26 protein-coding genes, 1 tRNA gene and 3 pseudogenes are annotated in these 24,627 nt (G+C 64.1%); 13 read left to right on the top strand and 17 right to left on the bottom strand.

Going from position 1 to position 24,627, the window contains the following annotated elements:
- Positions 1-53: 53 nt before the first annotated feature.
- Complete coding sequence (gene trmFO / locus ROA7023_RS13505) at positions 54-1,409, top strand: methylenetetrahydrofolate--tRNA-(uracil(54)-C(5))-methyltransferase (FADH(2)-oxidizing) TrmFO (protein ID WP_085879570.1); 1,356 nt, start codon at positions 54-56, stop codon at positions 1,407-1,409.
- 418 nt (positions 1,410-1,827) lie between these two features.
- Here trmFO and ROA7023_RS25675 read toward each other — a convergent pair whose 3' ends face one another.
- On the bottom strand, positions 1,828-2,523 hold the full coding sequence (locus tag ROA7023_RS25675) for a Stf0 family sulfotransferase (RefSeq protein WP_370739228.1): 696 nt from the start codon (positions 2,521-2,523) through the stop codon (positions 1,828-1,830).
- A 117-nt stretch (positions 2,524-2,640) separates the two neighbouring features.
- Here ROA7023_RS25675 and gluQRS point away from each other — a divergent pair, with 117 nt between their 5' ends.
- Positions 2,641-3,489 (top strand): tRNA glutamyl-Q(34) synthetase GluQRS, encoded by an 849-nt coding sequence (gene gluQRS / locus ROA7023_RS13495; protein ID WP_085879568.1) that lies wholly within the window; start codon positions 2,641-2,643, stop codon positions 3,487-3,489.
- Positions 3,490-3,526: 37 nt separating this feature from the next.
- Here gluQRS and ROA7023_RS13490 read toward each other — a convergent pair whose 3' ends face one another.
- Entirely contained in the window at positions 3,527-3,970 is a 444-nt protein-coding gene (locus ROA7023_RS13490) for a type II toxin-antitoxin system RatA family toxin (RefSeq protein WP_085879567.1), read from the bottom strand.
- 177 nt (positions 3,971-4,147) lie between these two features.
- Between ROA7023_RS13490 and hpt the strand changes: the two genes are divergently transcribed.
- The 4 genes from hpt to ROA7023_RS13470 all read left to right on the top strand — a co-directional run bounded on the left by hpt (position 4,148) and on the right by ROA7023_RS13470 (position 6,372).
- Positions 4,148-4,693, top strand: coding sequence for a hypoxanthine phosphoribosyltransferase (gene hpt, locus ROA7023_RS13485; RefSeq protein ID WP_085879630.1), 546 nt, complete (start codon positions 4,148-4,150; stop codon positions 4,691-4,693).
- On the top strand, positions 4,693-4,878 hold the full coding sequence (locus ROA7023_RS13480) for a hypothetical protein (protein ID WP_085879566.1): 186 nt from the start codon (positions 4,693-4,695) through the stop codon (positions 4,876-4,878). The genes hpt and ROA7023_RS13480 overlap by 1 nt, the downstream gene beginning before the upstream one ends.
- 178 nt (positions 4,879-5,056) lie before the next feature.
- Positions 5,057-5,491 (top strand): c-type cytochrome, encoded by a 435-nt coding sequence (locus ROA7023_RS13475; protein WP_159458508.1) that lies wholly within the window; start codon positions 5,057-5,059, stop codon positions 5,489-5,491.
- Complete coding sequence (locus ROA7023_RS13470) at positions 5,488-6,372, top strand: cytochrome c (RefSeq protein WP_085879564.1); 885 nt, start codon at positions 5,488-5,490, stop codon at positions 6,370-6,372. Before ROA7023_RS13475 ends, ROA7023_RS13470 begins: the two co-directional genes overlap by 4 nt.
- Positions 6,373-6,387: 15 nt before the next feature.
- Here ROA7023_RS13470 and olsA read toward each other — a convergent pair whose 3' ends face one another.
- The 3 genes from olsA to ROA7023_RS13455 form a co-directional block, all read right to left on the bottom strand.
- Positions 6,388-7,224, bottom strand: coding sequence for a lyso-ornithine lipid O-acyltransferase (olsA, locus tag ROA7023_RS13465; protein WP_085879563.1), 837 nt, complete (start codon positions 7,222-7,224; stop codon positions 6,388-6,390).
- On the bottom strand, positions 7,221-7,988 hold the full coding sequence (olsB, locus tag ROA7023_RS13460; protein ID WP_085879562.1) for an L-ornithine N(alpha)-acyltransferase: 768 nt from the start codon (positions 7,986-7,988) through the stop codon (positions 7,221-7,223). The genes olsA and olsB overlap by 4 nt, the downstream gene beginning before the upstream one ends.
- 135 nt (positions 7,989-8,123) lie before the next feature.
- Positions 8,124-8,309 (bottom strand): DUF3553 domain-containing protein, encoded by a 186-nt coding sequence (locus ROA7023_RS13455; protein ID WP_085879561.1) that lies wholly within the window; start codon positions 8,307-8,309, stop codon positions 8,124-8,126.
- Between the two features lie 30 nt (positions 8,310-8,339).
- Between ROA7023_RS13455 and ROA7023_RS13450 the strand changes: the two genes are divergently transcribed.
- Positions 8,340-8,930: a histidine phosphotransferase family protein gene (locus tag ROA7023_RS13450; RefSeq protein WP_085879560.1), complete on the top strand. Its 591-nt coding sequence runs from the start codon at positions 8,340-8,342 to the stop codon at positions 8,928-8,930.
- Here the strand turns inward: ROA7023_RS13450 and ROA7023_RS13445 are convergent.
- The 8 genes from ROA7023_RS13445 to ROA7023_RS13410 all read right to left on the bottom strand — a co-directional run bounded on the left by ROA7023_RS13445 (position 8,920) and on the right by ROA7023_RS13410 (position 15,099).
- A complete protein-coding gene (locus ROA7023_RS13445; protein ID WP_085879559.1) occupies positions 8,920-10,170 on the bottom strand; it encodes a glutamate-5-semialdehyde dehydrogenase in 1,251 nt (416 codons plus the stop codon). The genes ROA7023_RS13450 and ROA7023_RS13445 overlap by 11 nt on opposite strands.
- Positions 10,171-10,239: 69 nt before the next feature.
- Complete coding sequence (gene proB / locus ROA7023_RS13440; protein ID WP_085879558.1) at positions 10,240-11,346, bottom strand: glutamate 5-kinase; 1,107 nt, start codon at positions 11,344-11,346, stop codon at positions 10,240-10,242.
- Positions 11,334-12,380, bottom strand: a complete 1,047-nt coding sequence (obgE, locus tag ROA7023_RS13435) for a GTPase ObgE (protein ID WP_085879557.1) — start codon at positions 12,378-12,380, stop codon at positions 11,334-11,336. The genes proB and obgE overlap by 13 nt, the downstream gene beginning before the upstream one ends.
- Before the next feature lie 37 nt (positions 12,381-12,417).
- Complete coding sequence (locus ROA7023_RS13430) at positions 12,418-12,936, bottom strand: GNAT family N-acetyltransferase (RefSeq protein WP_159458507.1); 519 nt, start codon at positions 12,934-12,936, stop codon at positions 12,418-12,420.
- Complete coding sequence (locus ROA7023_RS13425) at positions 12,923-13,450, bottom strand: GNAT family N-acetyltransferase (protein WP_085879555.1); 528 nt, start codon at positions 13,448-13,450, stop codon at positions 12,923-12,925. The genes ROA7023_RS13430 and ROA7023_RS13425 overlap by 14 nt, the downstream gene beginning before the upstream one ends.
- On the bottom strand, positions 13,420-13,959 hold the full coding sequence (locus ROA7023_RS13420) for a GNAT family N-acetyltransferase (RefSeq protein WP_085879554.1): 540 nt from the start codon (positions 13,957-13,959) through the stop codon (positions 13,420-13,422). The genes ROA7023_RS13425 and ROA7023_RS13420 overlap by 31 nt, the downstream gene beginning before the upstream one ends.
- 165 nt (positions 13,960-14,124) lie before the next feature.
- Positions 14,125-14,394: a 50S ribosomal protein L27 gene (gene rpmA / locus ROA7023_RS13415; RefSeq protein WP_085879553.1), complete on the bottom strand. Its 270-nt coding sequence runs from the start codon at positions 14,392-14,394 to the stop codon at positions 14,125-14,127.
- Between the two features lie 6 nt (positions 14,395-14,400).
- Entirely contained in the window at positions 14,401-15,099 is a 699-nt protein-coding gene (locus tag ROA7023_RS13410) for a 50S ribosomal protein L21 (protein WP_085879552.1), read from the bottom strand.
- Between the two features lie 486 nt (positions 15,100-15,585).
- Between ROA7023_RS13410 and ROA7023_RS13405 the strand changes: the two genes are divergently transcribed.
- A tRNA-Ser gene (locus ROA7023_RS13405) sits at positions 15,586-15,675 on the top strand.
- 67 nt (positions 15,676-15,742) lie between these two features.
- On the top strand, positions 15,743-17,320 hold the full coding sequence (locus tag ROA7023_RS13400; RefSeq protein ID WP_085879551.1) for a site-specific integrase: 1,578 nt from the start codon (positions 15,743-15,745) through the stop codon (positions 17,318-17,320).
- Positions 17,321-17,348: 28 nt separating this feature from the next.
- Here the strand turns inward: ROA7023_RS13400 and ROA7023_RS13395 are convergent, their stop codons facing one another.
- Positions 17,349-18,425 (bottom strand): hypothetical protein, encoded by a 1,077-nt coding sequence (locus tag ROA7023_RS13395; protein ID WP_085879550.1) that lies wholly within the window; start codon positions 18,423-18,425, stop codon positions 17,349-17,351.
- A 135-nt stretch (positions 18,426-18,560) separates the two neighbouring features.
- On the opposite strand from ROA7023_RS13395, the gene ROA7023_RS13390 reads away from it, so the two are divergent.
- The gene (locus ROA7023_RS13390; protein ID WP_085879549.1) at positions 18,561-18,803 is read left to right on the top strand and encodes a helix-turn-helix domain-containing protein; all 243 of its coding nucleotides are present in this window, start codon (positions 18,561-18,563) and stop codon (positions 18,801-18,803) included.
- Between the two features lie 105 nt (positions 18,804-18,908).
- Here ROA7023_RS13390 and ROA7023_RS13385 read toward each other — a convergent pair.
- Positions 18,909-19,313 (bottom strand): annotated as a pseudogene (locus ROA7023_RS13385) (HI_1054 family type III restriction endonuclease); the annotation flags it as partial.
- Between the two features lie 1,103 nt (positions 19,314-20,416).
- On the opposite strand from ROA7023_RS13385, the gene ROA7023_RS24825 reads away from it, so the two are divergent.
- The 3 genes from ROA7023_RS24825 to ROA7023_RS24460 all read left to right on the top strand — a co-directional run bounded on the left by ROA7023_RS24825 (position 20,417) and on the right by ROA7023_RS24460 (position 22,739).
- Positions 20,417-20,851, top strand: a complete 435-nt coding sequence (locus tag ROA7023_RS24825; RefSeq protein WP_200812516.1) for a hypothetical protein — start codon at positions 20,417-20,419, stop codon at positions 20,849-20,851.
- 11 nt (positions 20,852-20,862) lie between these two features.
- On the top strand, positions 20,863-21,699 hold the full coding sequence (locus tag ROA7023_RS13380) for a hypothetical protein (protein ID WP_200812515.1): 837 nt from the start codon (positions 20,863-20,865) through the stop codon (positions 21,697-21,699).
- 647 nt (positions 21,700-22,346) lie between these two features.
- A complete protein-coding gene (locus tag ROA7023_RS24460) occupies positions 22,347-22,739 on the top strand; it encodes a RidA family protein (protein WP_159458506.1) in 393 nt (130 codons plus the stop codon).
- Positions 22,740-22,817: 78 nt separating this feature from the next.
- Here ROA7023_RS24460 and ROA7023_RS13365 read toward each other — a convergent pair.
- Together ROA7023_RS13365 and ROA7023_RS13360 are read right to left on the bottom strand one after the other, a co-directional pair.
- Positions 22,818-23,530 (bottom strand): annotated as a pseudogene (locus ROA7023_RS13365) (protein NO VEIN domain-containing protein); the annotation flags it as partial.
- A gap of 178 nt (positions 23,531-23,708) precedes the next feature.
- A pseudogene (locus ROA7023_RS13360) lies at positions 23,709-24,430 on the bottom strand (IS5 family transposase).
- Positions 24,431-24,627: the final 197 nt, after the last annotated feature.

Here is a 24,627-nt window from a genome sequence, read left to right as displayed (position 1 = left end):
GCGGGCGGCATTGGCCCCTTTGCAGGGCGGCACTGGCGCGTTACATCACCCCCATGACAGATATCCTACACATCGTCGGCGGCGGCATGGCCGGGTCCGAAGCGGCCTGGCAGGCGGCACAGGCCGGCATCCGCGTGGTGATCCACGAAATGCGGCCCAAGGTCGAAACCTTCGCGCACAGAACCGGCGATTTCGCCGAGATGGTCTGTTCCAACTCCTTCCGGTCCGACGATGACGAGCAGAACGCCGTCGGCCTCCTCCATTGGGAGATGCGGGCGGCGGGCGGCCTTCTGATGGAGATGGCCGACCGGCACAAGCTGCCCGCGGGCGGGGCCCTGGCCGTCGACCGCGACGGCTTTTCCGCCGGCGTGACAGAGCGTCTTCTGGCGCACCCGCTGATCGAGACCAGCGCCGAGGAGATCGCCGAGCTGCCCGGCGAGGGCCAGTGGATCATCGCGACCGGGCCGCTGACCTCGGGTGCGCTGGCCGAGGCGATCCGCGCCGAGACCGGCGAAGAGGCGCTGGCCTTTTTCGACGCCATCGCGCCCATCGTCTACGCCGACACGATCGACATGTCCGTCGCGTGGGAGCAGTCGCGCTATGACAAGGGCGACACGCTGGAGGAACAGCGCGCCTACATCAATTGCCCGATGACCAGGGACCAGTACGAGGCCTTCATCGACGCGTTGCTGGCCGCGCCCAAGACCGAGTTCCGCGAGGGCGAGATGGCCGGCTATTTCGACGGCTGCCTGCCGATCGAGGTGATGGCAGAACGCGGCCGCGAGACCCTGCGCCACGGGCCGATGAAGCCGCGCGGGCTGACCAATGCCCATGATCCGGACGTCAAACCCCATGCCGTCGTCCAGCTGCGGCGCGACAACGCCCTGGGCACGCTCTACAACATCGTCGGCTTCCAGACGAAGATGAAATACGGTGGCCAGACGGAGGTTTTCCGCATGATTCCTGGGCTTTCCGAGGCGTCCTTCGCGCGGCTTGGCGGGATCCACCGCAACACGTTCCTCAACTCGCCCACGCTTCTGGACGGCGAGATGCGGCTGCGCTCGCGGCCCAACATCCGCTTTGCCGGCCAGATCACCGGGGTCGAGGGCTACGTGGAAAGCGGCGCCATGGGCCTTTTGGCCGGGCGCCTGGCCGCGGCGGAGATGCAGGGGCGCCGCCTCGCGCCCGTGCCGCCGACCACGGCCGTGGGGGCCCTGGTCACCCACATCACCGGCGGGGCCGAGGCCAAGACATTCCAGCCGATGAACGTGAACTTCGGGCTGTTCCCGCCGGTCGGCGGCTTCAAGGGCGGGCGCAAGGGCCGGGTAGAGCGCTACCGCGCCTATACCGACCGCGCCAAGGCCGATTGGCGCGACTGGCTCGGCCAGAGCCGCCAGTCCGCGGCTTGAACCAAGGTCCCCAAGCAGCGGTTGTCGCGCCCCTGCCCCGGGCGTAGGTTCGCCTGCGGGTCGGGAGGAATGCCATGCTGGACTGGATCGAAATCGTCGGCTGGATGGCGGCGGCTGTCACCGTGATCACCTACGCGATGAAGACGATGGTGCCGCTGCGGATCGCGGCCATCGTCTCCAGCGTGCTGTTCATCATCTACGGCGTAGCCGGCGAGCACTGGCCGGTGCTTGGGATGGAGCTCCTGCTGCTGCCCTTCAACTCCTGGCGCCTGTGGGAGATCCTCTCCATGCGCCGCAAGATCGCCGCGGGCCGCGCCGGGGCCCCGACGGATTTCTCGGTGCTGAAATCGGTCAGCCGGGCCCGCCGGGTGGGCGCGGGGACGGCGATCTTAGCGCGGGGCGATCCGGCCGATGCGCTCTATATTGGCCGAAATATAGGCCGAAATCTATTTTTCTCGGCGTCTATAAAAAAGCGCTCTTTCCATTCTCTGTTTTTCTCATTCGCAAGTTTAACCATTTGTCTGGGCTCTTTGCGCACGTTGCCAAGCCCTACAAGAGCTGAAATTTCGTCGAGATGAGACATCCTCTCATCAAAAGCCGTATCTTCGTAAAAAAGTCGCAAGGGTTTTATCCGATGACTATCGAAAAATCTATCCCAGGCAATATTTTCCAAGGTCACCGCAGTGGCGGCCTGAAGTATTTCATCGTAACTGTACGTTACCTTAGAATTGTACTGCTTATCGTACCCCTTCAAGGTTTTCCCGGCAAAATGCTCGGTACCAGACGTAGCATGGTTGACGCTTGTTTGCTTCGCCATTACTCGCGATATTGCCTGCTCGACCACATTATTCCGGCGCAAAAAAATCCATTTCGCATTCTTGAACGTTGCTGCAAAAAAGGGCCAGAGTCCTTGGGTGCCTTCAGCATGCGCAGAAAGGCACTTGTCAACATTCCCAGCCTGATTCGCCATTATCTTTACCGCAGTGACGCCGTTGGCCGAGCGCCCTTGGCTTTCAACACGTGGAACTCTCCTCAGCCAGTTCACTGATTTATCTTCTGGATTCCACGGTATGAACCACTCTCCCGGCACTCCGAGAACGGTCGTGTTCCGCATGTCTTCGACGACGAGAGTTGATCCGCAACGCTGCGTGGCGCAAAGAATAATGTCCATGTTTTTTTGCTTAACGTGACCTGCCCCCCAAGTCTACCGCGACCTGATAGAGCCCGGACCGTGATCACCCGTTTCGCCCCCTCGCCGACCGGGCCGCTGCACCTAGGCCACGCCTTCTCGGCGCTGACCGGGTTCGACCGGGCGCGGGCGGCCGGGGGGACGTTCCTCTTGCGGATGGAGGACATCGACCGCGCCCGGTCGAAACCGGACTGGGAACGGCTGATCGTCGAGGACCTGCACTGGCTCGGCCTCGACTGGCCCACGCCGGTGCGGCGGCAATCCGATCACCTTGACGACTTCGAGGCGGCGCTGGCGCGGCTTGCCGACGCGGGGTTGGTCTATCCCTGCTCCTGCACGCGGGGCGACATCCGCGCGGCCCTGTCGGCCCCGCAGGAGGGTGCGCCGATGGTGGGGCCGGACGGGATCCTCTATCCCGGCACCTGCCGCGGCCGGCCCATGGCCTCGCGGCGGGAGGGCGATGCGCTGCGGCTGGACATGGCCCGGGCGGTCGAAGCCCTACCCGCCGGGGGCCTGAGTTTCTTCGAGAGCGGCCCCGAGCAGTGCGGCTCCCACAGGGTCACGGCCGAGAGCCTGGTAGAGGGCACCGGCGACATCGTGCTGGAACGGCGCCAGACCGGCGAGGTGGCCTATCACCTGGCGGTGGTGGTGGACGACGCCCTGCAGGGGGTGACGGAGGTGGTGCGTGGCGTCGACCTTTTCGCGGCGACGCCGGTGCAGGTCCTGCTGGGCACCCTGCTTGGCCACAACATCCCGCAGTATCATCACCATCGCCTGATCCGCGACGAACGCGGGCGCAGGCTGGCCAAGCGCGATGACGCCCGCAGCCTGCGGACCTACCGCGCCGAGGGGCTGACCCCGTCCGACATCCGCGCGAAGGTCGGCCTCTAGGCGCCAGAATATTCGCGAATATTCTGGGTCCCGGAGATCAACTGTAGAGCGTGTTGGCGCGGCGTTCGAAGGCACGCACGATGCGCTGCATCGCCTCGTTGAAGAACATCCCCGCCGCCCCTTGAAGCAACCGGTTCCGGAACTCGAAATCCACCTCGAAGCTGACCTTGCACCCGGCGGGATCCGCGCCGAACTGCCACCGGCTTTCCAGATAGCGGAACGGCCCGTCGATGTATTCCGTATCGATCGTCATCTGCTGGGGCCACAACGTGACCCGGGACCCGAACCGCTCGCGGAACACCCTGAACGAGATCACCAGGTCCGCGATCACGACCTCGTGGTCCTCGACCCTGTCACGGGACCGGATGCGGGCGGCGGCCGTCCAGGGCAGGAATTCCGGATAGGAGGACACATCGGCCACCAGGTCGTACATTTGCTGCGGGCTGTAGGGCAGGACGCGGGTTTCGGAATGGCGTGGCATGGGCTCGGGTCTGGCCTCCTTCGGGCGTTAACCCGCCTTATGTCGGTCGCCTCGTCCCCGAGCGCAAGTCGGACCGGGAGTCGCAGCGGGCCGGCGTCCGCCACACAGGACCCCAATCGCCCCCGTGACACCGGCCCCCGGCGCGGTATGGTGGCGCGGCGCAGCAAGGAGACGGCGATGGTGCGGACCGACTACGTGATTGACGAGATGATCTCGGCCAAGGCGATCGCCGCGCGGATCGAGGCGCTGTCCCATCTCATCAAGGCCGAGTTCAGCGACACCTCCAAGCTGGTCGTCGTCGGGTTGTTGCGCGGCTCCTTCGTCTTCATCGCCGACCTCGTGCGCGAGCTGGACTTGCCGGTCGAGGTGGATTTCCTGGAGGCGTCCTCCTACGGCGACGGCATGACCTCCTCGCGCGAGGTGCGGATCCTCAAGGACCTGCGCGGCGAGATCTCCGGGCGCGACGTGCTGGTGGTAGAGGACATCGTCGACACCGGCCACACCCTGGCCCGGGTCAGCGAATACCTCGGCACGCGTACCCCGGCCCGGCTGCGCACCATCGCGCTGCTGGACAAGCCCGCGCGGCGCGAGGTCGATTTCAAGGCCGACTGGATCGGCTTCGAGATCCCCGACGAATTCGTCGTGGGCTACGGCATCGACTATGCGCAGCGCAACCGCAACCTGCCCTTCATCGGCAAGGTCCGCTTTACCGGAGAAGGCTGATGTTCTGGATGCGCTGGCTGATGCGGATGCGAAAATGGCGCGAGCGGCCGCCGTCGGCCCAGCGGGTGAAACTGGTGCTGGGCCTGATTGCGCTGCTGGTCGCCATCGCCGCGGTCGAGCGCTGGGTCGGCTGGCCGGATTGGGCCACGCTGCAGCCCACCGGGCCCCGGAGCGGCCGGTTCTGACGCCCGGCCCGGCCGTTGGCCCGCAGACAGAAAGGGGCTCGGTGCGCATTCCAACAGGTGCCTCGCGAAATTCTTACTGGTCAGACCACGATCTCCGACTATCCTGAAATTGAAACCTGAACCGGTAAGGATTTATCGTATGTCATCTTTTTCGAGACCTGTTTTGTTTGCGGCGGCCATGGGCGTTGCCGCCCCCGCTTTCGCGGAAAGCCATGTCGACCCGGCCATTGCCGGCGCGATTGCCGCGCGGCAGGCCCATATGCAGCTCTATGCCCATAACCTCGGGATCGTGGGCGGCATGGCCCAGGGCGAGATCGAATACGACGCCGAGATGGCGACGACCGCAGCGGCCGACCTGGTGGCGCTGTCGCAGATCAGCGAGCAGGCCTACTGGCCAGAGGGCTCGGACAACAGCACCGGCATGACCCGCGCCCTGCCCGCCATCTGGGAGAGCCCCGAAGGATTCGCGGAACACCGGGCCGACCTGATCGAGAATGCAATGGCGCTTGAAGCCGTCGCCGGCGACGGGGTCGAGGCGCTCGGCGGGGCCCTGCGCGGCATCGGCGGGACCTGCGGCGCCTGCCACCGGGAATACCGCGCCCGCGACAATTGAGACCGCTCCTGCGATGGACCGTGGCCCTCGTCCTTGTGATCGGGGCCGCGGGCTGGGCCGTGACGGGAACCAGTGCGCCGCCGGACGACTACGCGGCGCTGACCGGCGATGCCGAGGCCGGCCGGGTGACCTTTGCCCTGGCCGGTTGCGCCTCGTGCCATGTGGACCCCGAGGCCGATCATTCGGACCGGCCGGTGCTGTCCGGCGGGCGCAGGTTCGCTTCGGACTTCGGCGTCTTCGTGGCGCCCAACATCTCTCCGTCGCCGCAGGGTATCGGCGACTGGACCGACACCGAGATCATGCATGCGATCCACGATGGCGTCTCGCCCACGGGGGCGCATTACTACCCCGCCTTCCCCTATGGCTCCTACAACCGCGCAGAGCCTCAGGACCTGGCCGATCTCGTGGCCTTTCTGCGCACCCTGCCCCCGTCGGACGCGGCCAGTGCGCCCCATGAGGTCAGCTTTCCGTTCTCGATCCGCCGCGCGGTCGGGGCGTGGAAACTGCTGTTCCTGTCCGACGAGCCGATCCTGACCGACCCCGCGACCGATCAGATCGCCCGCGGCCGCTACCTTGTCGAGGGGCTGGGTCACTGCGGCGAATGCCACACGCCACGCAATGCGCTCGGGGGCCTCGACCATGACAACTGGCTGGCGGGCGCGGAGAACCCCGGGGGCGAGGGGCGGATTCCCAACATAACCCCAGGTGCGCTGAATTGGAGCGAGGCAGACATCGTGGCCTATCTCGACAGCGGCTTCACCCCGGAATTCGACGTGGCGGGCGGTGAGATGGCGGACGTCGTGCTCAACACCGCGCAGCTCTCCGACGAGGACCGGGCGGCGATCGCGGCCTACCTCAAAGCGGTTCCCGCGATCGACTGAGCCCATGCGGCGGGGTCAGCCCGGTCCGATCCGGGCGGCATGGGTCGCACGAATGGCGTCTTCGCAGGCGCGGGACAGCGCCTTGCGGTCGGCGAAATCCGCCACCGCAAGCGGGGCATGAAAGGCCAGCAGAACAGAGCCCTGCCGCCTTGCCCCGAGCGTCGCCAGCAGGTGCGAGGCGAACTCCATGTCGCCCCACCAGCCGTAGAGCCGCGAATCGGCCGCTGGCGGCGCGGTGTAGACGACACTGACGGGCTGCACCCGAAGCGTCTCAGACAGGGCGGGGGCAAAGAAGGCCGCGAAGAGCGTGGGCTTGAAGGCCAGCACCCGGCGGCCGTCGGTCGAGGTGCCTTCGGGAAAGAACAGCAGCCGGTGGCCGACCCCCAGCCGATCCTCGAACACCTTGACCTGGCCTGCCGCGTCGCGGCGCTGTCGCGCTATGAAGACGGTGCCGGTGGCCCGCGCCAGCCAGCCGATGCCGGCCCAGCCCCGCACCTCGTCCTTGGAAACGAAATAGATCCGCTGGGAGGCGTTCAGCGCGAAGATGTCCAGCCAGGAGGAATGGTTGGCCACCACAGCGCCGGGCCCCGAGATCGGGCGGCCCTCGATCCGGTAGCCCATGCCGAGGATCCGGAAGGCGCTGCGGCAGACGAACTGGGTGATCCAGGGCGTCACCGGCCGACGCAGGCCAAAGAGTGGCCGCTCGATCAGCCGGATCAGCAGCAACAGACCGAGGCAGCCGAAGGTCAGCACCGCCAGCAGCGTGCCCCGGACGACGATGCGCAGCCAGGCGCCCGGGGCTGCGGGCCAGTCGGGCGGCGGCTCGTCGGACTGCCAGGACGCCTGTCTCACCCTGCGCCGGCCCGCGCGTAGAGCCGGCTTTGCCGCTGGTTCAGGCGCGCCGTGTCCATCACAAGGCAGACGTCGATCGTGTTGAACTGCCGGTCCACCCAGGCCCCCGATCCGATGGCCCCGCCGAGACGCAGGTAGGCCTTGATCAGCGCCGGGATCTGCAGCAGCGCGGTGCGCCGGTCCACCGCCTCGGGCGGGAGCAGGTCGAGCGAGACCGCGTCGGCCCCGCGGGCCGCGACCCGCAGGTCGGGCGGTGCCAGGTGATTGCGGTGCAGAAAGGTCAGTGGCTGCGCAAGGGCCTGCACGTCGGTCCCGTGGAAACTGGCCGTGCCGAACAGGATGTCGGTGCCGGTCTCGGCCACCAGAGCCGCAAGACCGGTCCAGAGGTGAAACATCCCCGCCCCGCCGCGGTAATCGGGATGCAGGCAGGACCGGCCGAGTTCCAGCAGGCGGCGGCCACCGCGGCGCAGAACGGTCAGATCGTACTCTTCCTCGGAATAATACCCGCCGGCCTGTCGGGCCCCTGCCGCGTCCATCAGGCGATAGACACCCACGACCGCATCGCCGGCGGCCTTGTCGATCAGCAGAAGATGCTTGGCGGCCGCGTCGAATTCATCGCTTTCGAGCCCGGCCGCGTGATCGACCAGTGCGCCGTCGCCGCCCAATTCATCCACGAAGACGCGATACCGGAGCCGCTGCGCCGCGCGGATCTCGGCGTCATCCTGCGCCAGGCGCACCTCGAAATCTGGCTCTGTCAGAGGCATGAGACGCGAGGTTTTCCCCTTGGCTTGACGCGTGTCCGCCTTCTAGGCAGACCGGACGGTGTTGGCAACCACGACCCAAAAGACATAAACATCATTTGACAGACCGGCAGACCTTGCTACCCTAGGTTGTGCCAATCATTGATCTAGTGCGACCAGTTCCAGACCGACCCGACTTGCATCGAGGACCACCTTGCCTTCGTCCCGGAAATTCACGGTGATCCGCCCGCCGATATTGGACTGGACCTGTCCAACGCCCCATTCCGGCGCGCCCGGATGGCGCACAAGCATGCCCGGGCTCAGGTGAGAATTCAGGTCGCTCAAGACAAACTCCCGGCAAAGTAGAGGCCCGACATGGACAAACGCAACCTGCCTGCCCTCGTCGCATCGCGTATATGTCACGACATTATCAGCCCGATCGGCGCCATCGGCAATGGGGTCGAGCTGCTGTCGCTCTCGGGCGGCAGCTCTCCGGAACTGGACCTGATCACCGACAGCGTCGCAAGCGCCAACAGCCGGGTGCGCCTGTTTCGCCTGGTTTTCGGCGCCACCGGCAGCGGCCAGATGCTGAAGCCCGGCGAGATCACGGCGCTCTTCCGTGACCTGGGCAAGACCGGCCGGCTGAGCTGCACCTGGCAGGTGGACGAGCCCGAACCGCGCGACCACGTGCGCGCCGCGCTGCTGGCGATGCTGTGCCTCGATACCGCGCTGAAGACCGGGGGCGAGATCCGGATTTCCAAGACAGGTGACCGTTGGACCGTCCGGGCCGAGGGCCGGACGCTGCGCCGCGAGGACGGGCTCTGGTCGATCATCGAGGGGGGCGAGGATGTCAGCGACGTCTCGCCCGCCAGCGTGCAATTCCTGCTGTTGCCGCTGGCCCTGTCCGGACTCGGCCGGTCGGCCACCGTCGCCGATGGCCCCGAGATGCTCGAAATCAGCTTCTGACGGTCCCGTCCCCGGTTACGAGATACTTGAAACTGGTCAATTGTTCGGCCCCGACCGGGCCGCGGGCGTGCATCTTGCCGGTGGCGATGCCGATCTCGGCGCCCATCCCGAACTCCGCGCCGTCGGCGAACTGGGTGGAGGCATTGTGCATCAGGATCGCGCTGTCGAGCCGCTCGAAGAAGCGGGCCACGGCGGCGGGATCCTCGGTCACGATGCAATCGGTGTGGCTGGAGCCGTAGTGCCGGATATGCCCGATGGCATCGTCGAGGGAGTCCACCACCTTCGCGGCGATCTTCATGTCGAGATACTCCCGGCCCCAATCCTCGGCACTGGCGGGTACGCTGCCCGAGAGCCCCTCGGCCCGGACCTCGACCCCTTCGGCCATGAGCCCGTCGACGATGGTCTGGCCAAGCGGCACAGCATCGCGGTGCACCAGGAGGCATTCGGCGGCGCCGCAGATGCCCGTGCGCCGGGTCTTGGCGTTGAGCACGATGCGCAGGGCCTTGTCGGGATCGGCCGCGGCGTCGACGTAGATATGCACGATCCCCTCGAGATGGGCGAAGACCGGCACCCGCGCCTCGCGCTGGACGAGGCCGACCAGGCCCTTGCCGCCACGCGGGACGATCACGTCGATGGCGTCGGTCATGGTCAGCATCTCGCTGACGGCGGCGCGGTCGCGGGTGGGCACGCGCTGGATCGCGTCCCCGGGCAGGCCGGCGGCACGCAGCCCCTCGACCAGGCAGGCGTGGATTGCGCCCGAGGAATGGAAACTTTCCGAGCCGCCGCGCAGGATCACCGCATTGCCCGACTTGAGGCAGAGTGCGCCGGCATCGGCGGTCACGTTGGGGCGGCTTTCATAGATCACGCCGATCACGCCGAGGGGCGTGCGGACCCGCGAGATATGCAGGCCCGAGGGCATGTCCCATTCGGCCATGATGCGGCCCACGGGATCGTCCTGGGCGGCCACCGCCTCGAGCCCGGTGCAGATGCTTTCGATCCGGCCGGCATCGAGGGTCAGCCGGTCCATCATCGCGTCCGACAGCCCCTTGTCGCGGCCGAAGGCCAGGTCCTGTACATTGGCGTCGAGTATCGCGTCGACCCGCTCGCGCATCGTGGCGGCGGCGGTGCTCAGGGCCTGGGCCTTGGCCTCGGGGGTGGCATGGGCAAGCTCCGCCGCGGCCGTCCTGGCGCGCTGGCCGATCTCGGCCATCATCGCGGGGATGTCGTTCGGATCCTTCATCGTCGAGCCCTGTGGTTGTCGTCGGATTTGAGTTTGTTGGCCAAGATGAATGGCCATCGGAGGCCTGGGTCAGCTGGACATGTCATCGCGGTGGACGAGCACGCTGCGGCCCTTGTAGCCCAGCACGGCCTCGATGTCAGCCGTCCTGCGGCCCCGGATCATGCGGGTTTCGGCTGCGGTGTAGCGGGTGAGCCCGGCGGCCAGGCGGGCGCCGTCGGGGCCCAGGATCGTCACCGGGTCGCCGCGCTCGTAGCTGCCGGCGATGGCGAGCACCCCGGCGGGCAGGAGGCTCGCGCCGCCGGCCAGCGCCCGGGCGGCGCCGGTGTCGACCGTAACCTCGCCCAGCGGCTTCATCGCGGCGATCCAGCGCTTGCGGGCGGCCTGCGGCGTGGTCTGCGCGGTGAACCAGGTGGCGGGCGCACCGTCGCGCAGGGATTGCAGCGGGTTGAGGGGCGAGCCGAGGGTGATCGCCATTGCGCATCCCGCCTCGGTCGCGACCCGGGCCGCCATCAGCTTGGTCTTCATCCCGCCCTTGGACAGGCCCGAGCCCGCGTCCCCGGCCTGCGCCTCGATCGCGGGGGTGATGTGGTCGATCACGTTATAGCGCCTGGCGTCGGGATCCTGGGACGGATTGGCCGAATAGAACCCGTCGACATCCGACAGCAGCACCAGGCAATCGGCGCCGGTGGTGACCGCGACCTGGGCCGCGAGGCGGTCGTTGTCGCCGTAGCGGATCTCGTCGGTGGCGACGGTGTCGTTCTCGTTCACGATCGGGGTCGCGCCGAGCCCGAGCAGGGTCTCGAAGGTGGCGCGGGAATTCAGATATCGGCGGCGGTCGCGGCTGTCCTCGAGCGTCACCAGAACCTGGGCGGCGATCAGGCCATGGGGGGCCAGCGCCTCTTCGTAGGCGCGGGCCAGGCGGATCTGGCCGACGGCCGCCGCCGCCTGGGATTGTTCGAGCGCGAGATCGCGCCCCCCGAGCCCGAGCACCCCGCGCCCCAGCGCGATCGACCCGGAGGACACAAGAATGACGTCCGCCCCCGTTCCGCGCAGGGTGGCCACATCGGTCGCGAGGCTGTGCAGCCAGTCCCCCCGCAGCGCACCGGTCTCGCGGTCGACCAGAAGCGCGGAGCCAATCTTGACGACGATCCGCCGAGCGGTGCTCAGGGGTGCCATTGTCCGTCCTCTTGACCCTCATCGTCGCCTTCGCCGCCCGGCCGGGCCTCCTTGTGGACGATGCGGGCGAGGGCGCGCAGCACCTCGCGGACGCCCTCGCCCGAGACGGCGGACATCAGCAGCACGTTCTCTGCCCCCGCGGCCTGCAGTTCGTCGCGGATGAAGACCCTTTCCTCTGGGTCGAGCGTGTCGATCTTGTTCAGCGCGGTCACGCGCGACTTGTCCGCCAGCCCCTCGCCGTAGGATTCGATCTCGGTCACGATGGTCTGCCAGTCGCGCACCGGATCGCCGCTGGAGCCGTCGACCAGGTGCAGCAGGGCCGAGGACCGCTCCACATGGCCCAGAAAGAGGTCGCCCAGGCCGCGGCCCTCGGAGGCGCCCTCGATCAGCCCGGGGATGTCGGCCACGACGAACTCGCGCCCGTCCACGGCCACGACGCCCAGGTTGGGCACCAGCGTGGTGAAGGGGTAATCGGCGATCTTGGGCCGCGCGTTGGAGGTTGCGGCGAGGAAGGTGGACTTGCCCGCGTTGGGCAGGCCCAGCAGGCCCACGTCGGCGATCAGCTTGAGGCGGAGCCAGATCGTGCGCTCGACACCTGGCTGGCCGGGGTTGGCGCGGCGCGGGGCCTGGTTGGTGGGGGATTTGAAATGCAGGTTGCCCCAGCCGCCGTTGCCGCCACGCGCCAGAAGCACGCGCTGGCCGACCTCGGTGATGTCGGCGATCACGGTCTCTTCGTCCTCGTCGAGGATCTCGGTCCCCACGGGCACCCGCAGCACGATGTCGTCGCCGGTCTTGCCCGTCATCGCGCTGCCCATACCGGCCTGGCCGTTCTTGGCAAAGAAATGCTGCTGATAGCGGAAGTCGATCAGGGTGTTGAGCCCGTCCACCGCCTCGGCCCAGACATCGCCGCCGCCGCCGCCGTCGCCGCCGTTGGGGCCGCCGTATTCGATGAACTTCTCGCGCCGGAACGAGGTACAGCCGTTTCCGCCCGAACCGGAGCGGATATGGACCTTGGCGAGATCAAGAAACTTCATCGTGGCAGCCTTTGCGCGTTCAAAGGCGGGGCTTACGCTATTCCCCCTGCCCCCTCAAGGCCCGCCATGCCGCGCTGTCGAGGCGCAGGTCGACGCCCGCGGTCCGCACGCCGCGGGCCGGGGCCATCTCGGTGTGCCGGCCGGTCTCGACGAAGCCCAGGCGGTGCAGCAGGGCCAGCGAGGGCGCGTTGTCCGCCCAGACCCGGGCCCCGACCTGTTGCAGCGCCATGGGCCCGAAGGCCCGGTCGAGCGCCGCGGTCGCCGCCTCGCGGGCCAGGCCCCGCCCCCAGCGGTCTTGCCGCAGCATGTAGCCGATCTCGCCGCCGGTGACGCCGACGCTGCCGATGAGCGTATCGCCCTCGAACAGACCCCAGACGAAGCCGTCGCCGATATGGGGCCGGGCCCGGCTGGCGGTCTTGTCGAAATCGAGGGGCCACCAGAAGGGGCCGAGCTCTCGCACGACGGCAAGATCCGAGACGATCGCGTGCAGCGCAGGCGCGTCGTCCGGGCCGAGCGGGCGCAGGGTCAGCCGGGCGGTGGTTTCACCCTCGGTCATCGGCCCGCTCCAGGACCATGCGTTGCAGGGCGACCTCACCGCCCGAGGCGCGGCACTGCACCGGTTCCACCGGGCCGTCCCGAAAGCCGAGGCGAAGCAGGATCGCCCGGGACCGGTCATTGCCCGGAAAGTGCCCCGAGCGCAGGGCGGGCGCGATGCTGTCGGTGTGCCAATGGGCGACGACGGCCGCGGCGGCCTCGGCCATCAGCCCCTGCCCCCAATGTGCCCGGCCGAGCCAATAGCCCAGGTCCTCTTCCAGCCCGATCACGCCGAGGGGCGTGTCGTTCCGCGTCAGCGCCCAGACATGCTGCCCCGGCGGCCGCGCCGTCGCGATGAACTCCCGCGCCATCCCGGCGGAGTAGGGAAACGGCACGACCCTGAGCCAGCGGCTGACCTCGAGATCGTTCAGCAGACGGGCAATCACCGGGGCGTCGCCCGGCTGCAGGCCACGCAGAACCAGCCGCCCGGTGCGCAGCTCGGGCGTCATCCGCCCGGCTTGAACATGTAGGTCCATGTGGGCACCATTGCCCGGCGCGCGACGGACCAGGCCTCGGCATCGCCCAGATAGTCGAAGCCGCAGTTCACCAGCACCCGCGCCGATCCCGGGTTGTCCTGGAAGACGGCGGCAAAGATCTGCCTGGCGCGCTGGGGGTTGGCCTGCAGCAGGGCCCGCACGGCCTCGGTCGCGAGGCCGGAATTCCACAGCGACGGCGCGATCCAGAAGCTGATCTCGGATTGCTCGCGGTCCAGCCGTTCGAGCGAGATGAGGCCGATGACCTCGGCCAGCCCGGTGGCCTGGCCGTCGATCGCCCAGAGATCCTCCTTGCGCCCCTCGGCGCGGGCCTTCTCGATCATCGCTTCGACGGCGCCGGGGGGCAGCGGATGCGGCACGGACCGGGTCATCTCGGCCATGCGCTTCTCGCCGCAATAGAGCGAGACGAGCCCAACGTCGGACTTTCGCACCGGCCGCAGCACGAAGCGGTCGGCCTGAATGGTCGGCTGGTCGGTATCGGTGTCAAACATACGCTGTCCCTCCTGATCCACAGCCCCGGAGGACCGCGCCCTGTGCCGCCGGATACTCGTGGAAGATGACCGGGTGATGGCGCAGCGGCGCGCCAGGGCCCAGAAACGCAAAAGGGGACCGGCCTACTCGCCGATCCCCCAAAGCTCTGATCTGTCAATCTCGGCTTATTCGGCGGCCTCGGCAACGGGAAGCACGGAGACGAAGGTGCGGCCCTTGAGGCCCTTGTGAAAGGTCACGTTGCCTTCGACGGTCGCGAAGAGCGTGTGATCCTTGCCTTGGCCCACACCGGCACCCGGCCAGTACTTGTTGCCGCGCTGACGCGCGATGATGTTGCCGGGGATGACGACTTCTCCCCCGAACTTCTTGACGCCGAGACGACGACCGGCGCTGTCGCGCCCGTTGCGGGATGACCCGCCTGCTTTCTTGTGTGCCATCTGGTGTTACTCCTTTTCGGCGGCGAACTCGGTGGCTTGCGCGATCCAGTTATCACGTTCGATGCGTCCCTTGAAGGACAGCAGATCGTCCATGTAGACGATCTCTTCCGGACCCCAGGCCGCGATCTGGTCGAAGTGGAAGACACCGTTGCTGTTCAGCAGGCCTTCCAGCTTCGGGCCGACGCCGGAAATCTTCTTGAGATCGTCGGCGCCGCCCTCGCGGGCCTCGGTCAGAAGGTTGCCGGGCTTGGTGCCGGTGGCGTCGGCCGCTTGGGCCTCGGCTGCCGGCGCGGCTTTCTTGGCGGGCTTCGCGGCCTTCGGCGCCGGGGCGGCGGCCGCAACGGCGGAGGCGGACACGGAGCCCGCGCCCACGGCGGCCTTCACGCCCGAGGCGTCCGCGCCCGATTCCAGAAGCTCGGTCACCCGGATCAGCGTCAGCTGCTGGCGGTGGCCCTTCGTCCGCTTGGACGAGTGCTTGCGCCGGCGCCGGACGTAGTTGATCGTCTTGACGCCCTTGACCTGGTCGATCACCTCGGCCTGGACGCCTGCCCCCTCGACGAGCGGGGCGCCAACGGTACCGCCGATCATCAGGATATCGTTGAACTGGACGGTTTCACCCGCATCGGCGGCCAGCTTTTCCACGCGAAGAATATCGCCGGAGGCCACCTTGTATTGCTTGCCGCCGGTTTTCATAACCGCAAACATAGTCTTTTCCTTCATGTCCCGCGTCCTCGGGCCCCCCGCTGCGGGGCGTTTCAGGCCATGGGCCTGCCCTGTGACTGCGCGTCCCGGCTGAGGGGACGTGTTTACATCTATCCGAAACCCGCCAGGCGGATCCGGAGCGCGGCTTATCCTTCCCTTTGCCCCTCCTGTCAAGCCCGCCGCTGCCCCATATGCGGCCTCCTGCGCCGCCCCGCTTTCCGCCCCGCCCCGCTTTCCGGCCCGCCCTGTCCCGCCATCGGCCCCGACCTCGGTCGCATTCGGCCGCACACACGACTCTTCGTAGCATTCGGCCGCACACCTTGCTGGCGATCGCCTGCACCCCCGCAACCTGTGCCCCTGCACGTTGCCCGCGACCGCGTGCGCCCCCCCGCATGACCGCGCCAGTCCCGGGCCTGCGGCCCGCCCCGCATCAGATTGGGGGTTGCGCCGACCCGAACCTGTGGCTACATCGCCGCCCACGATCCCCGCGGAGAGGTGCCGGAGTGGTCGAACGGGGCGGTCTCGAAAACCGTTGACCCTTCACGGGGTCCCAGGGTTCGAATCCCTGTCTCTCCGCCATTTCCTTATAAATCAATGACTTAAGAGTTGGGCAGGCAAGTGCGACACAAAGTGGAGCACCACGCCCATGAAACTGTCCGCATTCCTTTCGCCGTCACGGCATGGCGTCTACTATTTCCGCTGGCCTTTGCCTTCCGTTAACTGGCAAAGCCGCCGGACCGTCAGGATTTCCCTACGCACCAAGTGCCCAGATCGGGCTGGCGATCTTGCCCGTCATCTTGCATCATGCGGACGATTGGTTCGGGATAATAAAGCATTGGCTAGGCTCAGACAAGACGAGATGCGGGATATGGTGCGAAGCTATTTTGCTAACGCACTAGACGCATATGTCGAACGACTGAACAACACTGGCTGGCCAGACCGGCACCTCGACATTCTTAAACAAGAACTGGACGTGCACGAAGACGCCATAGGTGGCTTTGATGACCTTTCCGACCTTTACCTTGATGGCGCGTCCGTTGAAGGCTTCCGCGCCTCGGCGGGATTGTCCGACGCCGATTGGGCCGAAAACGAGCCCGATCTACGCGAATGGATGCGCAAGGCCCGCAGGGACCAGATCAAGGCGTTTCTAAGCCGCGCTGAGTGTCTTGACGGCTTTTCCTTCTCAGAGCCCAACGAGATCGCGTCAAGGCCACCACAGGCCCGCTCCGCGTCTCTGAGCGCGGCTATCTCGGATTTCAAAGCCGAGCATGGGCCGCAATGGTCTATCGAGATGCGGAAAAAGGCCGACGCCTACCTCGCCGTGCTGGTGGAGCATTTCGGACCGGATTGCCCGATGGACCAGATCAGCCGCCAAGACGCCGCTGACATGAAAAAGCTGGTGCAAGCCCTGCCCGCCAACCGCAAGACCAAGCCCGAAACCCGGAACCTGAGCTTACAGGACGCAATCGCCGTACCCGGCTTGCCCAAGATGGGCGTGAAGACCGTCAATAGTTACATCGACATGTTCCGCCGCTTCTGGGATTGGGCAGAACGGCATGGTCGTGCGCCGTACAAGCTGTTCGACGGCATGAAGGTTGCAAAGGCCAAGCAAGCCGCCGAGAAGCGCAAAGCCTACAGCAAGGAACAGCTTTCCCGCCTCTATGCCGAGTTGACGGAAAACCGCTCCGGGTTGGTCAAGAAAGACGATCACAAGTGGGGAACGCTTCTCGCCATGTTCACCGGGGCACGGTTGCGGGAAGTCGCGCAACTGGTGCCGTCTGACATTCGGAGCGAGGACGGTATCTGGTACATCGACATCAACGCAGATGGTGAAAACAAAAGTCTCAAGTCGTCTGCCGCCAAGCGCCGCGTGCCCGTCCATTCCGAGTTGGTCAAGCTAGGCTTTCTTGAATGGGTTGAAGGCTGCGCCAAGCAACCGCGCCTGTTCATGTCGTTCACGCATAATACCAAGGAAGGCTATGGCCGCAATCTGGGCCGTTGGTTCGGCACGTTCCTGACCAAGATCGGCATGAAAGAAGACGGGCTTGTCTTCCACAGCCTACGACACACCGCCATTACCCGGATGCGACAAGCCAGCGCCGAGTTGTCGCTTGTTCAAGAGATTGTTGGGCATGAACGCGACACGGTAACGGACGGGTACTTTGGCGAGGGGTACACGCTGGCGCAGAAGAAAGACGCCATTGAAAAAATCACTTTGCGCTAGGCGTGCCACAAAAATGATCTGCCAACGATCAAGGTGACTGAGTGGGGCCAAACCGCATGGCCCCTTCCATTGTGAAGGCAAAGTGGCCAGCTTCGGCGCGGATCGGTTCGAGTGCACTGGAAGTCATCGCTTCGTCGGTAACTTCTGCAATCCAGTCAGGATCGACACTGTCAATGTCGATGCGCTCAAGGCGTGTCAGTTGTGCGAGGATGAACGCCACACCGTTGGTGTGCATATCAAGATCGGACAGCCGAAGGCCACATGCTTGCACCGTTCCGTCGAATGCGCCAAGCGCGGCGGCAGCAAACTCTTTCTCGTCCACGTCACGCTTTATTGCGTTGAGATACCCAAGATGGTGAATGGCCGCTGCATCTTGAACATGCTCCAAATCGTCAGACTGAGGCGTTTCCACGGGCTCATTTTCGTAGACAAAACGTTCGGCATCAAGCCGCAAGGGCTTCAATGTTTCGGAAGTTCTGGGTTCCAGCATGACTTGCTCTAACCAGTCTTCATCACCTTCCTTATACCGCCCAAGCCGTTTTAAACGGATAACCACAAAGGCAGGGCCGTAATCCAGCACTTCGTCGCCGCACAACTCAATGAACCATGGGCAGGCGCGAAGTGTCCCATCAAAAGCCCCCAAGGCGGTAGCTGCAAGTTCTACGTCATTGAGGTCTGCAATACCGCGATCTGCGACTTTGAGATATCCCATGTGACGCGTTTCCGCTTCGTCTATCAGGTCTTGAAGTACTTCTTTTTCTGTAAATTCGTCTTCTTCTTCAGAGCCGATGTCTACGTGTTGTGGCCTGAGCGGCACAATGAAGTTGTCTTCTGCTTTCGGGTTCATTGCGCCTGCGCAAAAGGCACTCACCACGAAAGCAACGCCCAAGGGCATGACGAAAGCCAAGAGCAAGAAACCGGCAACGAGAAACAGCCACCAATACGCCCGGAATAACCGCATGGTGCCGGTGGCGACCAAGAGTTGCATTTGTAGATTCCACCAATAGCGCCCGATCACGCCAAGGCTGGCACTTGCAGCGGCGACACCTTCGGTCGCGGCACCGTAGGCGATGTGGTGGTCAGGTGACTTGTTGTCGAGGCTCATGGGGCACTCCGATAGTGAAACTGACACGCGCGCCCGGCACAGCCCGACACCGGGCATCAAGGGCCGTCAATATCCAGATTAATACCTAGTTTTGAGATATAGTCAACGCGCCCAGTGCAACAGCATGGGGCGTTCATGCCTAAAACTCTTGGAGATCAAAGGCATGATGCTCTTATCCGCTATCTCGTCGAGAAGCGGGGCGAGGCAGGCTTGAAGCAGGTGGAGCTTGCGGAGCGAATGAAGGTCTATCAGTCCTTCATTGCGCGGCTGGAAAGCGGTCAGCGCCGCGTGGATGTAGTCGAACTGGTCAAGCTGGGTGAGGTGCTGGGCTTCGATCCGACCGAGATCGTGGACAGGTTGGCCAAGATGTCAAAATGAGCGCACCGGCCCCGCTTATTTGCCCCAGTAATGGGGGAACCATTATTTAGACCACCAATCCCCCACATTTAGATAGACGCTCACATATAGACAGATGGGACCGGGCTATGCGCCCAGCGCCTCAGTCTCGAATGCGGCTTTGAAGTCGGTGTTAGTCTGCCCCGTTTCATTGAAAAAGGGCAATCCAAGAACGGTATAGTCCCGACCTTGGAATACCGTCTCAAGTCTGGCCTTGGCCTTAACTTGCGCAAGGAAGTCTTGCTTCCAGTCATCTTGTGGACGCAACTGGTCGCCCTTGGGTTCGATGAATAACTGCAACATCGTGCTGCCCTCTTGCCCCTTCTTACGCAGAAACAGAACGAAGTCGGGTTCAAAGGCGCGTCCGGTGTCGAAGTCGTACAGCTTGACCGCCTTTTCGTTCCGCAGCAGGTAAAAGTCGTCATAGATGCCGTGCAACCGGGTTTCCTGATCGTGCATGTATTTAATGAAGTGCTTTTCCTGATCAGTCCCGTAACTGTCATCATAGGCGCGTCATCATATCCGCAATGCCGATCTTTGGTGTCCTTCATGCGTATGGTTTCTTTGCCCCTGTCCACTTGGAAGTCGGCAAAGGTCCAATCCTCCACTTGCAGTTCGCTTTCGCCTTTGTCAGTCAACGCAAAGCGGCTGGTTTGACTATGGCCGGGAAGATTAAAGCCGCGCTTGACCATCTCAATATGGCCAGCTTTAATAAGCCAATCTTGAACTGCTACAAACCGGTCAGCGGACATATATTGTGGCCGGTATCGTCTTTCACGGTCCAAAGCGCCCTGACTGCGATACATGCCTATTGTCGTTGGCCATTTGTTGCACTTTGCCCGCATCAGGTTCGCAAGGATCGCGCTGCCGCAGTCGATAAACTTCTGTTGGGTTTTGGGGCTTGGCTTGCGCTCGGAGAATGCCGCTGTCCAGTCCGCGCACACGTCATCCATCAGCAAGTCGATAAAGTTTTGTGCATTAGGATTTGACACCACTAGATACGGCTCAAAGGCCCACGACTGATCCCCTAGTTGGCTGGGCAACTTTGCTGCTTTCGCTGCAATCTTCAAAGCGAATGCAGACTCGGGTTCTTTGGTCATCGTAAAATCTCGACATATTTTTTCGTGGTCGTATACATATACCAAGCCGCGCCGACTTCCCCCATACCCCACTCGCCCGGACAGAGACACGCCCCGGTTTCAATTCGGGCACACCAGAGGAGAAAAAGAAGGGCACAGACGTGCACTTGCCCTACCTATAGGACGATAAGAAGGCCAGCAGAGACAACACAGGGCGGTTGACAGAAACAGCACTCGTGGACCATAAGTGGGGCGTCAAGTGAGACACCAGAGCAACCTTCGCGCTTGGATGTCCAGTTAAGTCAACGACTTAGGAAAATGGTGGAGTGTCCCTGTCTCTCCGCCATTTTCCCTTGATTTCATTGAGAAATTCGGCGATTCGCAAAATTTACCACCGCTCTACTACTCTTTTCAGCCGCTGTTCTTGCAGGTTTGATTGCGTAAGTTGCGCGTTGGCATTCGGCCCTACTCAACATATAGTTGGTCGCAAGAGTTCACACACAATGCGAGTTTGTAATGCGCGGCTATAATTCAGGGTCAAATGATCTGCTTTTCAACCAAGGGGACTGGCACTCAACACAGGATGCTTGGAAGAAAAAGATGGTGTCTGCGATTGAAGCGATGGACGGGGACGAACTCCTAAATACTTCGACAACCGACTTGGCACGCTACTACGCGGAGCAATGCGCTTTCGATACCCCCACCATTCATTCTGACGACCTTTTGGTGGATCAACGTGAAATCCAAATCGACGTCAGCCACGACAGAAACAGATTGATACATGACCGTTCGCGCCCGTTCTACATGACTGGCACAGCACTGGACGTAGAGATTCCTTACTCCGGCAACAAGATTGGGTTCGATATACAGCCTACGACTTGGAGCACAGGTAAGCCGCGCGGCACGGTTGCCGCGAATGCAATCAAGTTCACCATTTCCGGTACTACCTGACACCAGACCGCGTGAAAAGTGAGATCGACAGACGTATTTCTGGACTGAATGAACACCTTGAATGGCTGCGCAACGATGCGCGTGGCTACAACGCCGGGCTTGAAGCCCTTGCGACCCAAACTATCGAACGACGCAAGGAAAAACTTCTGAAAGACAAGTCTTTGGTCGCGGGCTTGGGCTTCAAAATGAAGCAACGCCCCGGTGCATCCGAAACCTACGCCGCTCCGCAGGTCCGGAGAAAAATCCGCCCGGCCACGCCGAAACCTTCCGCATCCCGCGCACCCTACACTCCCGAACCGACGCTTACCGTCGAAGACTACGAACACATATTGACGGTGCTCGAAAACATGGTCAGCGTGATGGAGCAAAGTCCCGGTGCTTTCCGAGAAATCGACGAAGAAAGCCTGCGAACGCATTTCCTTGTCCAGTTGAATGGCCACTATTTTGGCGACGCCACCAGAGAAACCTTCAACTACGAAGGTAAAACCGACATTCTAATTAAGGCCGAAGGGCGAAACATCTTCATTGGTGAATGCAAGTTCTGGACTGGCGAGAAGGCGTATCTAGAAACGTTGGACCAAGTGCTTTCCTATCTGAGTTGGCGCGACACAAAAGCCGCAGTCCTTATGTTTAGTCGAAACAAAGACTTCACGGGTGTTCTTGAGAAGATTTCCAGCAGCACTCCGAACCACGCAAACTTCAAGAATTTGGTGAAGCAGCGTTCGGAAAGCAGTTGGACCTACCTTTTCGGCCACAAAGATGACATCAACCGCGAAATTTCCATCACGGTTCAAGCTTACAACGTGCCAGAGCGTATTGAACCGCGTATTCGACCGCTCGGAAGGTAAAAAAATGCCGCGCAGTCGGCGGGGCAAGTTGCCCTTGGCACTTGGGTTCAAGGATGTTCGCAATGGGCCGCGACGGTAGGTCGGTCGGCAACGGGTAGTGCCCACAGCGGCACCGCCAGGACCGCCACGGCGGCTCCGGCGGGATCGTAACCGCGGACGCCTTGATATCCGCAATCGTCATGTCGCCTGTCCTCTCAGTTCGGGGGGCCGCTCAACCGCGCGATCAGGCCGCAATCCACCCGGATGGTTTCGCAGGGGATGGCTGAGGTCGGTCGGCGAGTTGCGGCAGCGGTGCAGGGGCCATCACGCCGGCGCCCCGCAAATTCACCCCCATCACCTCGTCGCAGAGCTCGGGCGTGGTGTTGCCGGCCGAGCCATGGAGCCGGATGCCGGCGTAGTCGGAGACCTCCCTTGCGCCGCCCGGCTGGGCCATGGCCGCGGTCGGCCCCTCTGCCGCGTCCCGACCTGCGACCGATCCCGCGATGGTATTGGTCTGGCAGGCGAGGCCCTTCGGCCATCTGGGGCGGGGTCGCCTCGCCGATATCGACGAGGATAAACGGCGTAGACCCTGTCGGTGGCTCCGGTCCCGGCTTCTCGCGCGTCGCCTTACATGTCACGATGGGCCCGGATATCAGGAGGAGAGAGCCATGCCCATCCAGGAGATCAAGACCGAAGCAGCCCCCAAGCCGAATTCCAACTACGCTCAGGCCATGCATGTGTCCGCCGGCGCCCGAACCCTGCACATCTCGGGGCAGCTCGGGATTTCGCCGGAGGGCATGCTGGCCGAGGGGATGGAGGCGCAACTCGAACAGGCCTGGGCCAATGTGCTCGCGATCCTCAAGGCCGCCGACATGGCACCCACCGACATCGTGGACATGCGTGTCTATCTCAGCGACCGCGCGGCGGTGCCGATCGCCCGCGACGTGCGGGACCGTGTGCTCGACGGACACGTCGCCGCGTCCACGCTGATTGTCTGTGGCCTTGCCAATGCCGATTGGCTGGCCGAGATCGCCGTGACCGCGGCGACGGACAGGCCCTAGGCGGGATCGTCCGCCCTGCCCCTGCCGGATTCCTTGCTGACGGCAGCCCGGATGCGGCCGATGATCCCGCCCGTTGATATCCGCGTCGACCAGCTCGTTGCGGCTGATGTGGAAGGGCGTCCGCTCCCAGCCGGTCGTAATCTTCGCCTCGATCAGACGGGTCCGGGCGTCCGGCCGTCCGGCGCAAAGCCGGCGATATCGTAGCCCGCGCCGTCGCCATCCTCCTCGGAGACCCGGCGGACCTTCAGCGCCAGGTCGTCCCGCCCTGCGGCCTGCAGCGCCGCCCGCTCATGGGCCAGAACCCGCTCCTCGCCCGCACGGCAAGGCGCACGGTTGCGCGCGTCGCGCCCCGCCACGTCGAACTTGCGGGCGATGTGCAGCATCTGGTCCAGCTCCTGCGGCGGCGGCTGGTTGGAAAGCGTGGGCGGCGGCCCGACCCAGGCTTCCGCGGCCTCGCAGAGGCCATCGGCGGTCCGCCTGCCGCGCAGCCGGCCCAGCCAATCTTGGTGCCGCGCCAACCACCGGACAACGGCGTCTACCAGCGACATCTGAAAGATGAAGGCCGGTTTGCAGCCTCGGATCCAATCCTCTCCGAGCCCCTTCAGGACCGCGCCGATGTTCTGGTGCTTGAACTCGACCGACCCCTACGACCGGCCGTTCAGCACCGGCAGAAGTGCCAGGCGATGCGCAGCCTCGCTGCAGGGCCGTCCGGCGGCGTCATCTGCCAGCATCGCGAAACGATCCGCAACGATCAGGTCGTATTCATCGTCGCTCCGGGGGCCAATCGCCATTCTCCCAGGCTAGGACTGACATCCGCAATTGTCATCAACGACCTTGCCGGACCCGATGCCGTTCGCGGGACGTGGCTCCAACCATCCATTTCTTGCGCGGCCCGGCTCGACTGACGATAAATACCCGGGATCTCAAAGATTTCCCTGGGCTCGCCGCCCCAGAGCTGAGGCTCAGGGCTCATATCCGGAGGATGACGGTTGCGGCGAGAGCAATGGCCGGGCGGAAGACAACGGGACTTCGGTCTTTCTGACGTTCAGACGTTCAGAGGTTCAGAGGTTCAGAGGTTCAGACATGAAATTGATCCGGTTGCGCTTTCGGTAGCGGCGTTTGTCGCGGATGACGGGGTCCTCGGGTGACATCCGGCCGGGGATGCAGGGCGTTGTCTTCTTGTCGACAAGGGCGGCGCGGAACCGGTCCGCATCATGGCCCCGGTCCCCCGGTCGCCAATGGGCGGCCGCTCGGCTGCGCCCCTGCTCCAGTATGGTCGCTGACCTGTCCGGCCGTTGCGAAGACCTGGATTGGCCCCCCTCCTGCGTCGGTCACTTCATGCAACTTCGTCTTCATGCCAGCCTTCGTGCGACCGACCAGACGCCTACGCGTCCCTTTTTCAACCCCGGGATCGCGGCCGCACGATGTGCCTTGAGGTCGGCCGCATCGATCGAGATCACGGTGTTGTCCGGTGCTTGCGCCGCCAGCCCCGTCATGATCCGCGCGAACACGCGCATATCTCTCCACCTTTTCCGGCGGTTGCAGAGCGTCTTTTGCGGGCCATGCTCACGCGGCGCATCACGCCACCGCAACCCGTTGCGACGGATGAAACCAATACCACGCGGGGCACATCGGCCATCGACGCGGGGAACGCCATGGCTATCTGGACAACAGGGCCATCGCCGCGCCATCCGAGCGTCGCGCAGCCATTACGGATTGCCCATCAAGCCCGCTTTGGTTCGGGGGTTGTGAACCATGCAGGAGTTATGCCCGAAAGTTGGTGATGGTCTGAAGTAGGCGGCATATCATGGCGGTGTTCAAGATGCCGTCGTTCTCAGAGAGAAAGGATATGCCACCATGGCCAAATCTACCGTTGTCCCGTTCGAGC

The organism is Roseisalinus antarcticus (assembly GCF_900172355.1).
Taxonomy (GTDB): Bacteria; Pseudomonadota; Alphaproteobacteria; order Rhodobacterales; family Rhodobacteraceae; genus Oceanicola; species Oceanicola antarcticus_A.
Note: the sequence above shows the minus strand (reverse complement) of the source record. Positions and strands in the feature narration are given on the sequence as shown.

Bases quoted from the DNA above. Each gene is read 5' to 3' on its own strand.
- trmFO (WP_085879570.1), top strand. From the start codon at position 54: ATGACAGATATCCTACACATCGTCGGCGGCGGCATGGCCGGGTCCGAA.
- ROA7023_RS25675 (WP_370739228.1), bottom strand. From the start codon at position 2,523: ATGCGGAACACGACCGTTCTCGGAGTGCCGGGAGAGTGGTTCATACCG.
- ROA7023_RS13490 (WP_085879567.1), bottom strand. From the start codon at position 3,970: ATGCCACGCCATTCCGAAACCCGCGTCCTGCCCTACAGCCCGCAGCAA.
- hpt (WP_085879630.1), top strand. From the start codon at position 4,148: ATGGTGCGGACCGACTACGTGATTGACGAGATGATCTCGGCCAAGGCG.
- ROA7023_RS13480 (WP_085879566.1), top strand. From the start codon at position 4,693: ATGTTCTGGATGCGCTGGCTGATGCGGATGCGAAAATGGCGCGAGCGG.
- ROA7023_RS13475 (WP_159458508.1), top strand. From the start codon at position 5,057: ATGGGCGTTGCCGCCCCCGCTTTCGCGGAAAGCCATGTCGACCCGGCC.
- olsB (WP_085879562.1), bottom strand. From the start codon at position 7,988: ATGCCTCTGACAGAGCCAGATTTCGAGGTGCGCCTGGCGCAGGATGAC.
- ROA7023_RS13450 (WP_085879560.1), top strand. From the start codon at position 8,340: ATGGACAAACGCAACCTGCCTGCCCTCGTCGCATCGCGTATATGTCAC.
- ROA7023_RS13445 (WP_085879559.1), bottom strand. From the start codon at position 10,170: ATGAAGGATCCGAACGACATCCCCGCGATGATGGCCGAGATCGGCCAG.
- proB (WP_085879558.1), bottom strand. From the start codon at position 11,346: ATGGCACCCCTGAGCACCGCTCGGCGGATCGTCGTCAAGATTGGCTCC.
- obgE (WP_085879557.1), bottom strand. From the start codon at position 12,380: ATGAAGTTTCTTGATCTCGCCAAGGTCCATATCCGCTCCGGTTCGGGC.
- ROA7023_RS13430 (WP_159458507.1), bottom strand. From the start codon at position 12,936: ATGACCGAGGGTGAAACCACCGCCCGGCTGACCCTGCGCCCGCTCGGC.
- ROA7023_RS13425 (WP_085879555.1), bottom strand. From the start codon at position 13,450: ATGGACCTACATGTTCAAGCCGGGCGGATGACGCCCGAGCTGCGCACC.
- ROA7023_RS13420 (WP_085879554.1), bottom strand. From the start codon at position 13,959: ATGTTTGACACCGATACCGACCAGCCGACCATTCAGGCCGACCGCTTC.
- rpmA (WP_085879553.1), bottom strand. From the start codon at position 14,394: ATGGCACACAAGAAAGCAGGCGGGTCATCCCGCAACGGGCGCGACAGC.
- ROA7023_RS13410 (WP_085879552.1), bottom strand. From the start codon at position 15,099: ATGTTTGCGGTTATGAAAACCGGCGGCAAGCAATACAAGGTGGCCTCC.
- ROA7023_RS13400 (WP_085879551.1), top strand. From the start codon at position 15,743: ATGAAACTGTCCGCATTCCTTTCGCCGTCACGGCATGGCGTCTACTAT.
- ROA7023_RS13395 (WP_085879550.1), bottom strand. From the start codon at position 18,425: ATGAGCCTCGACAACAAGTCACCTGACCACCACATCGCCTACGGTGCC.
- ROA7023_RS13390 (WP_085879549.1), top strand. From the start codon at position 18,561: ATGCCTAAAACTCTTGGAGATCAAAGGCATGATGCTCTTATCCGCTAT.
- ROA7023_RS24825 (WP_200812516.1), top strand. From the start codon at position 20,417: ATGCGCGGCTATAATTCAGGGTCAAATGATCTGCTTTTCAACCAAGGG.
- ROA7023_RS24460 (WP_159458506.1), top strand. From the start codon at position 22,347: ATGCCCATCCAGGAGATCAAGACCGAAGCAGCCCCCAAGCCGAATTCC.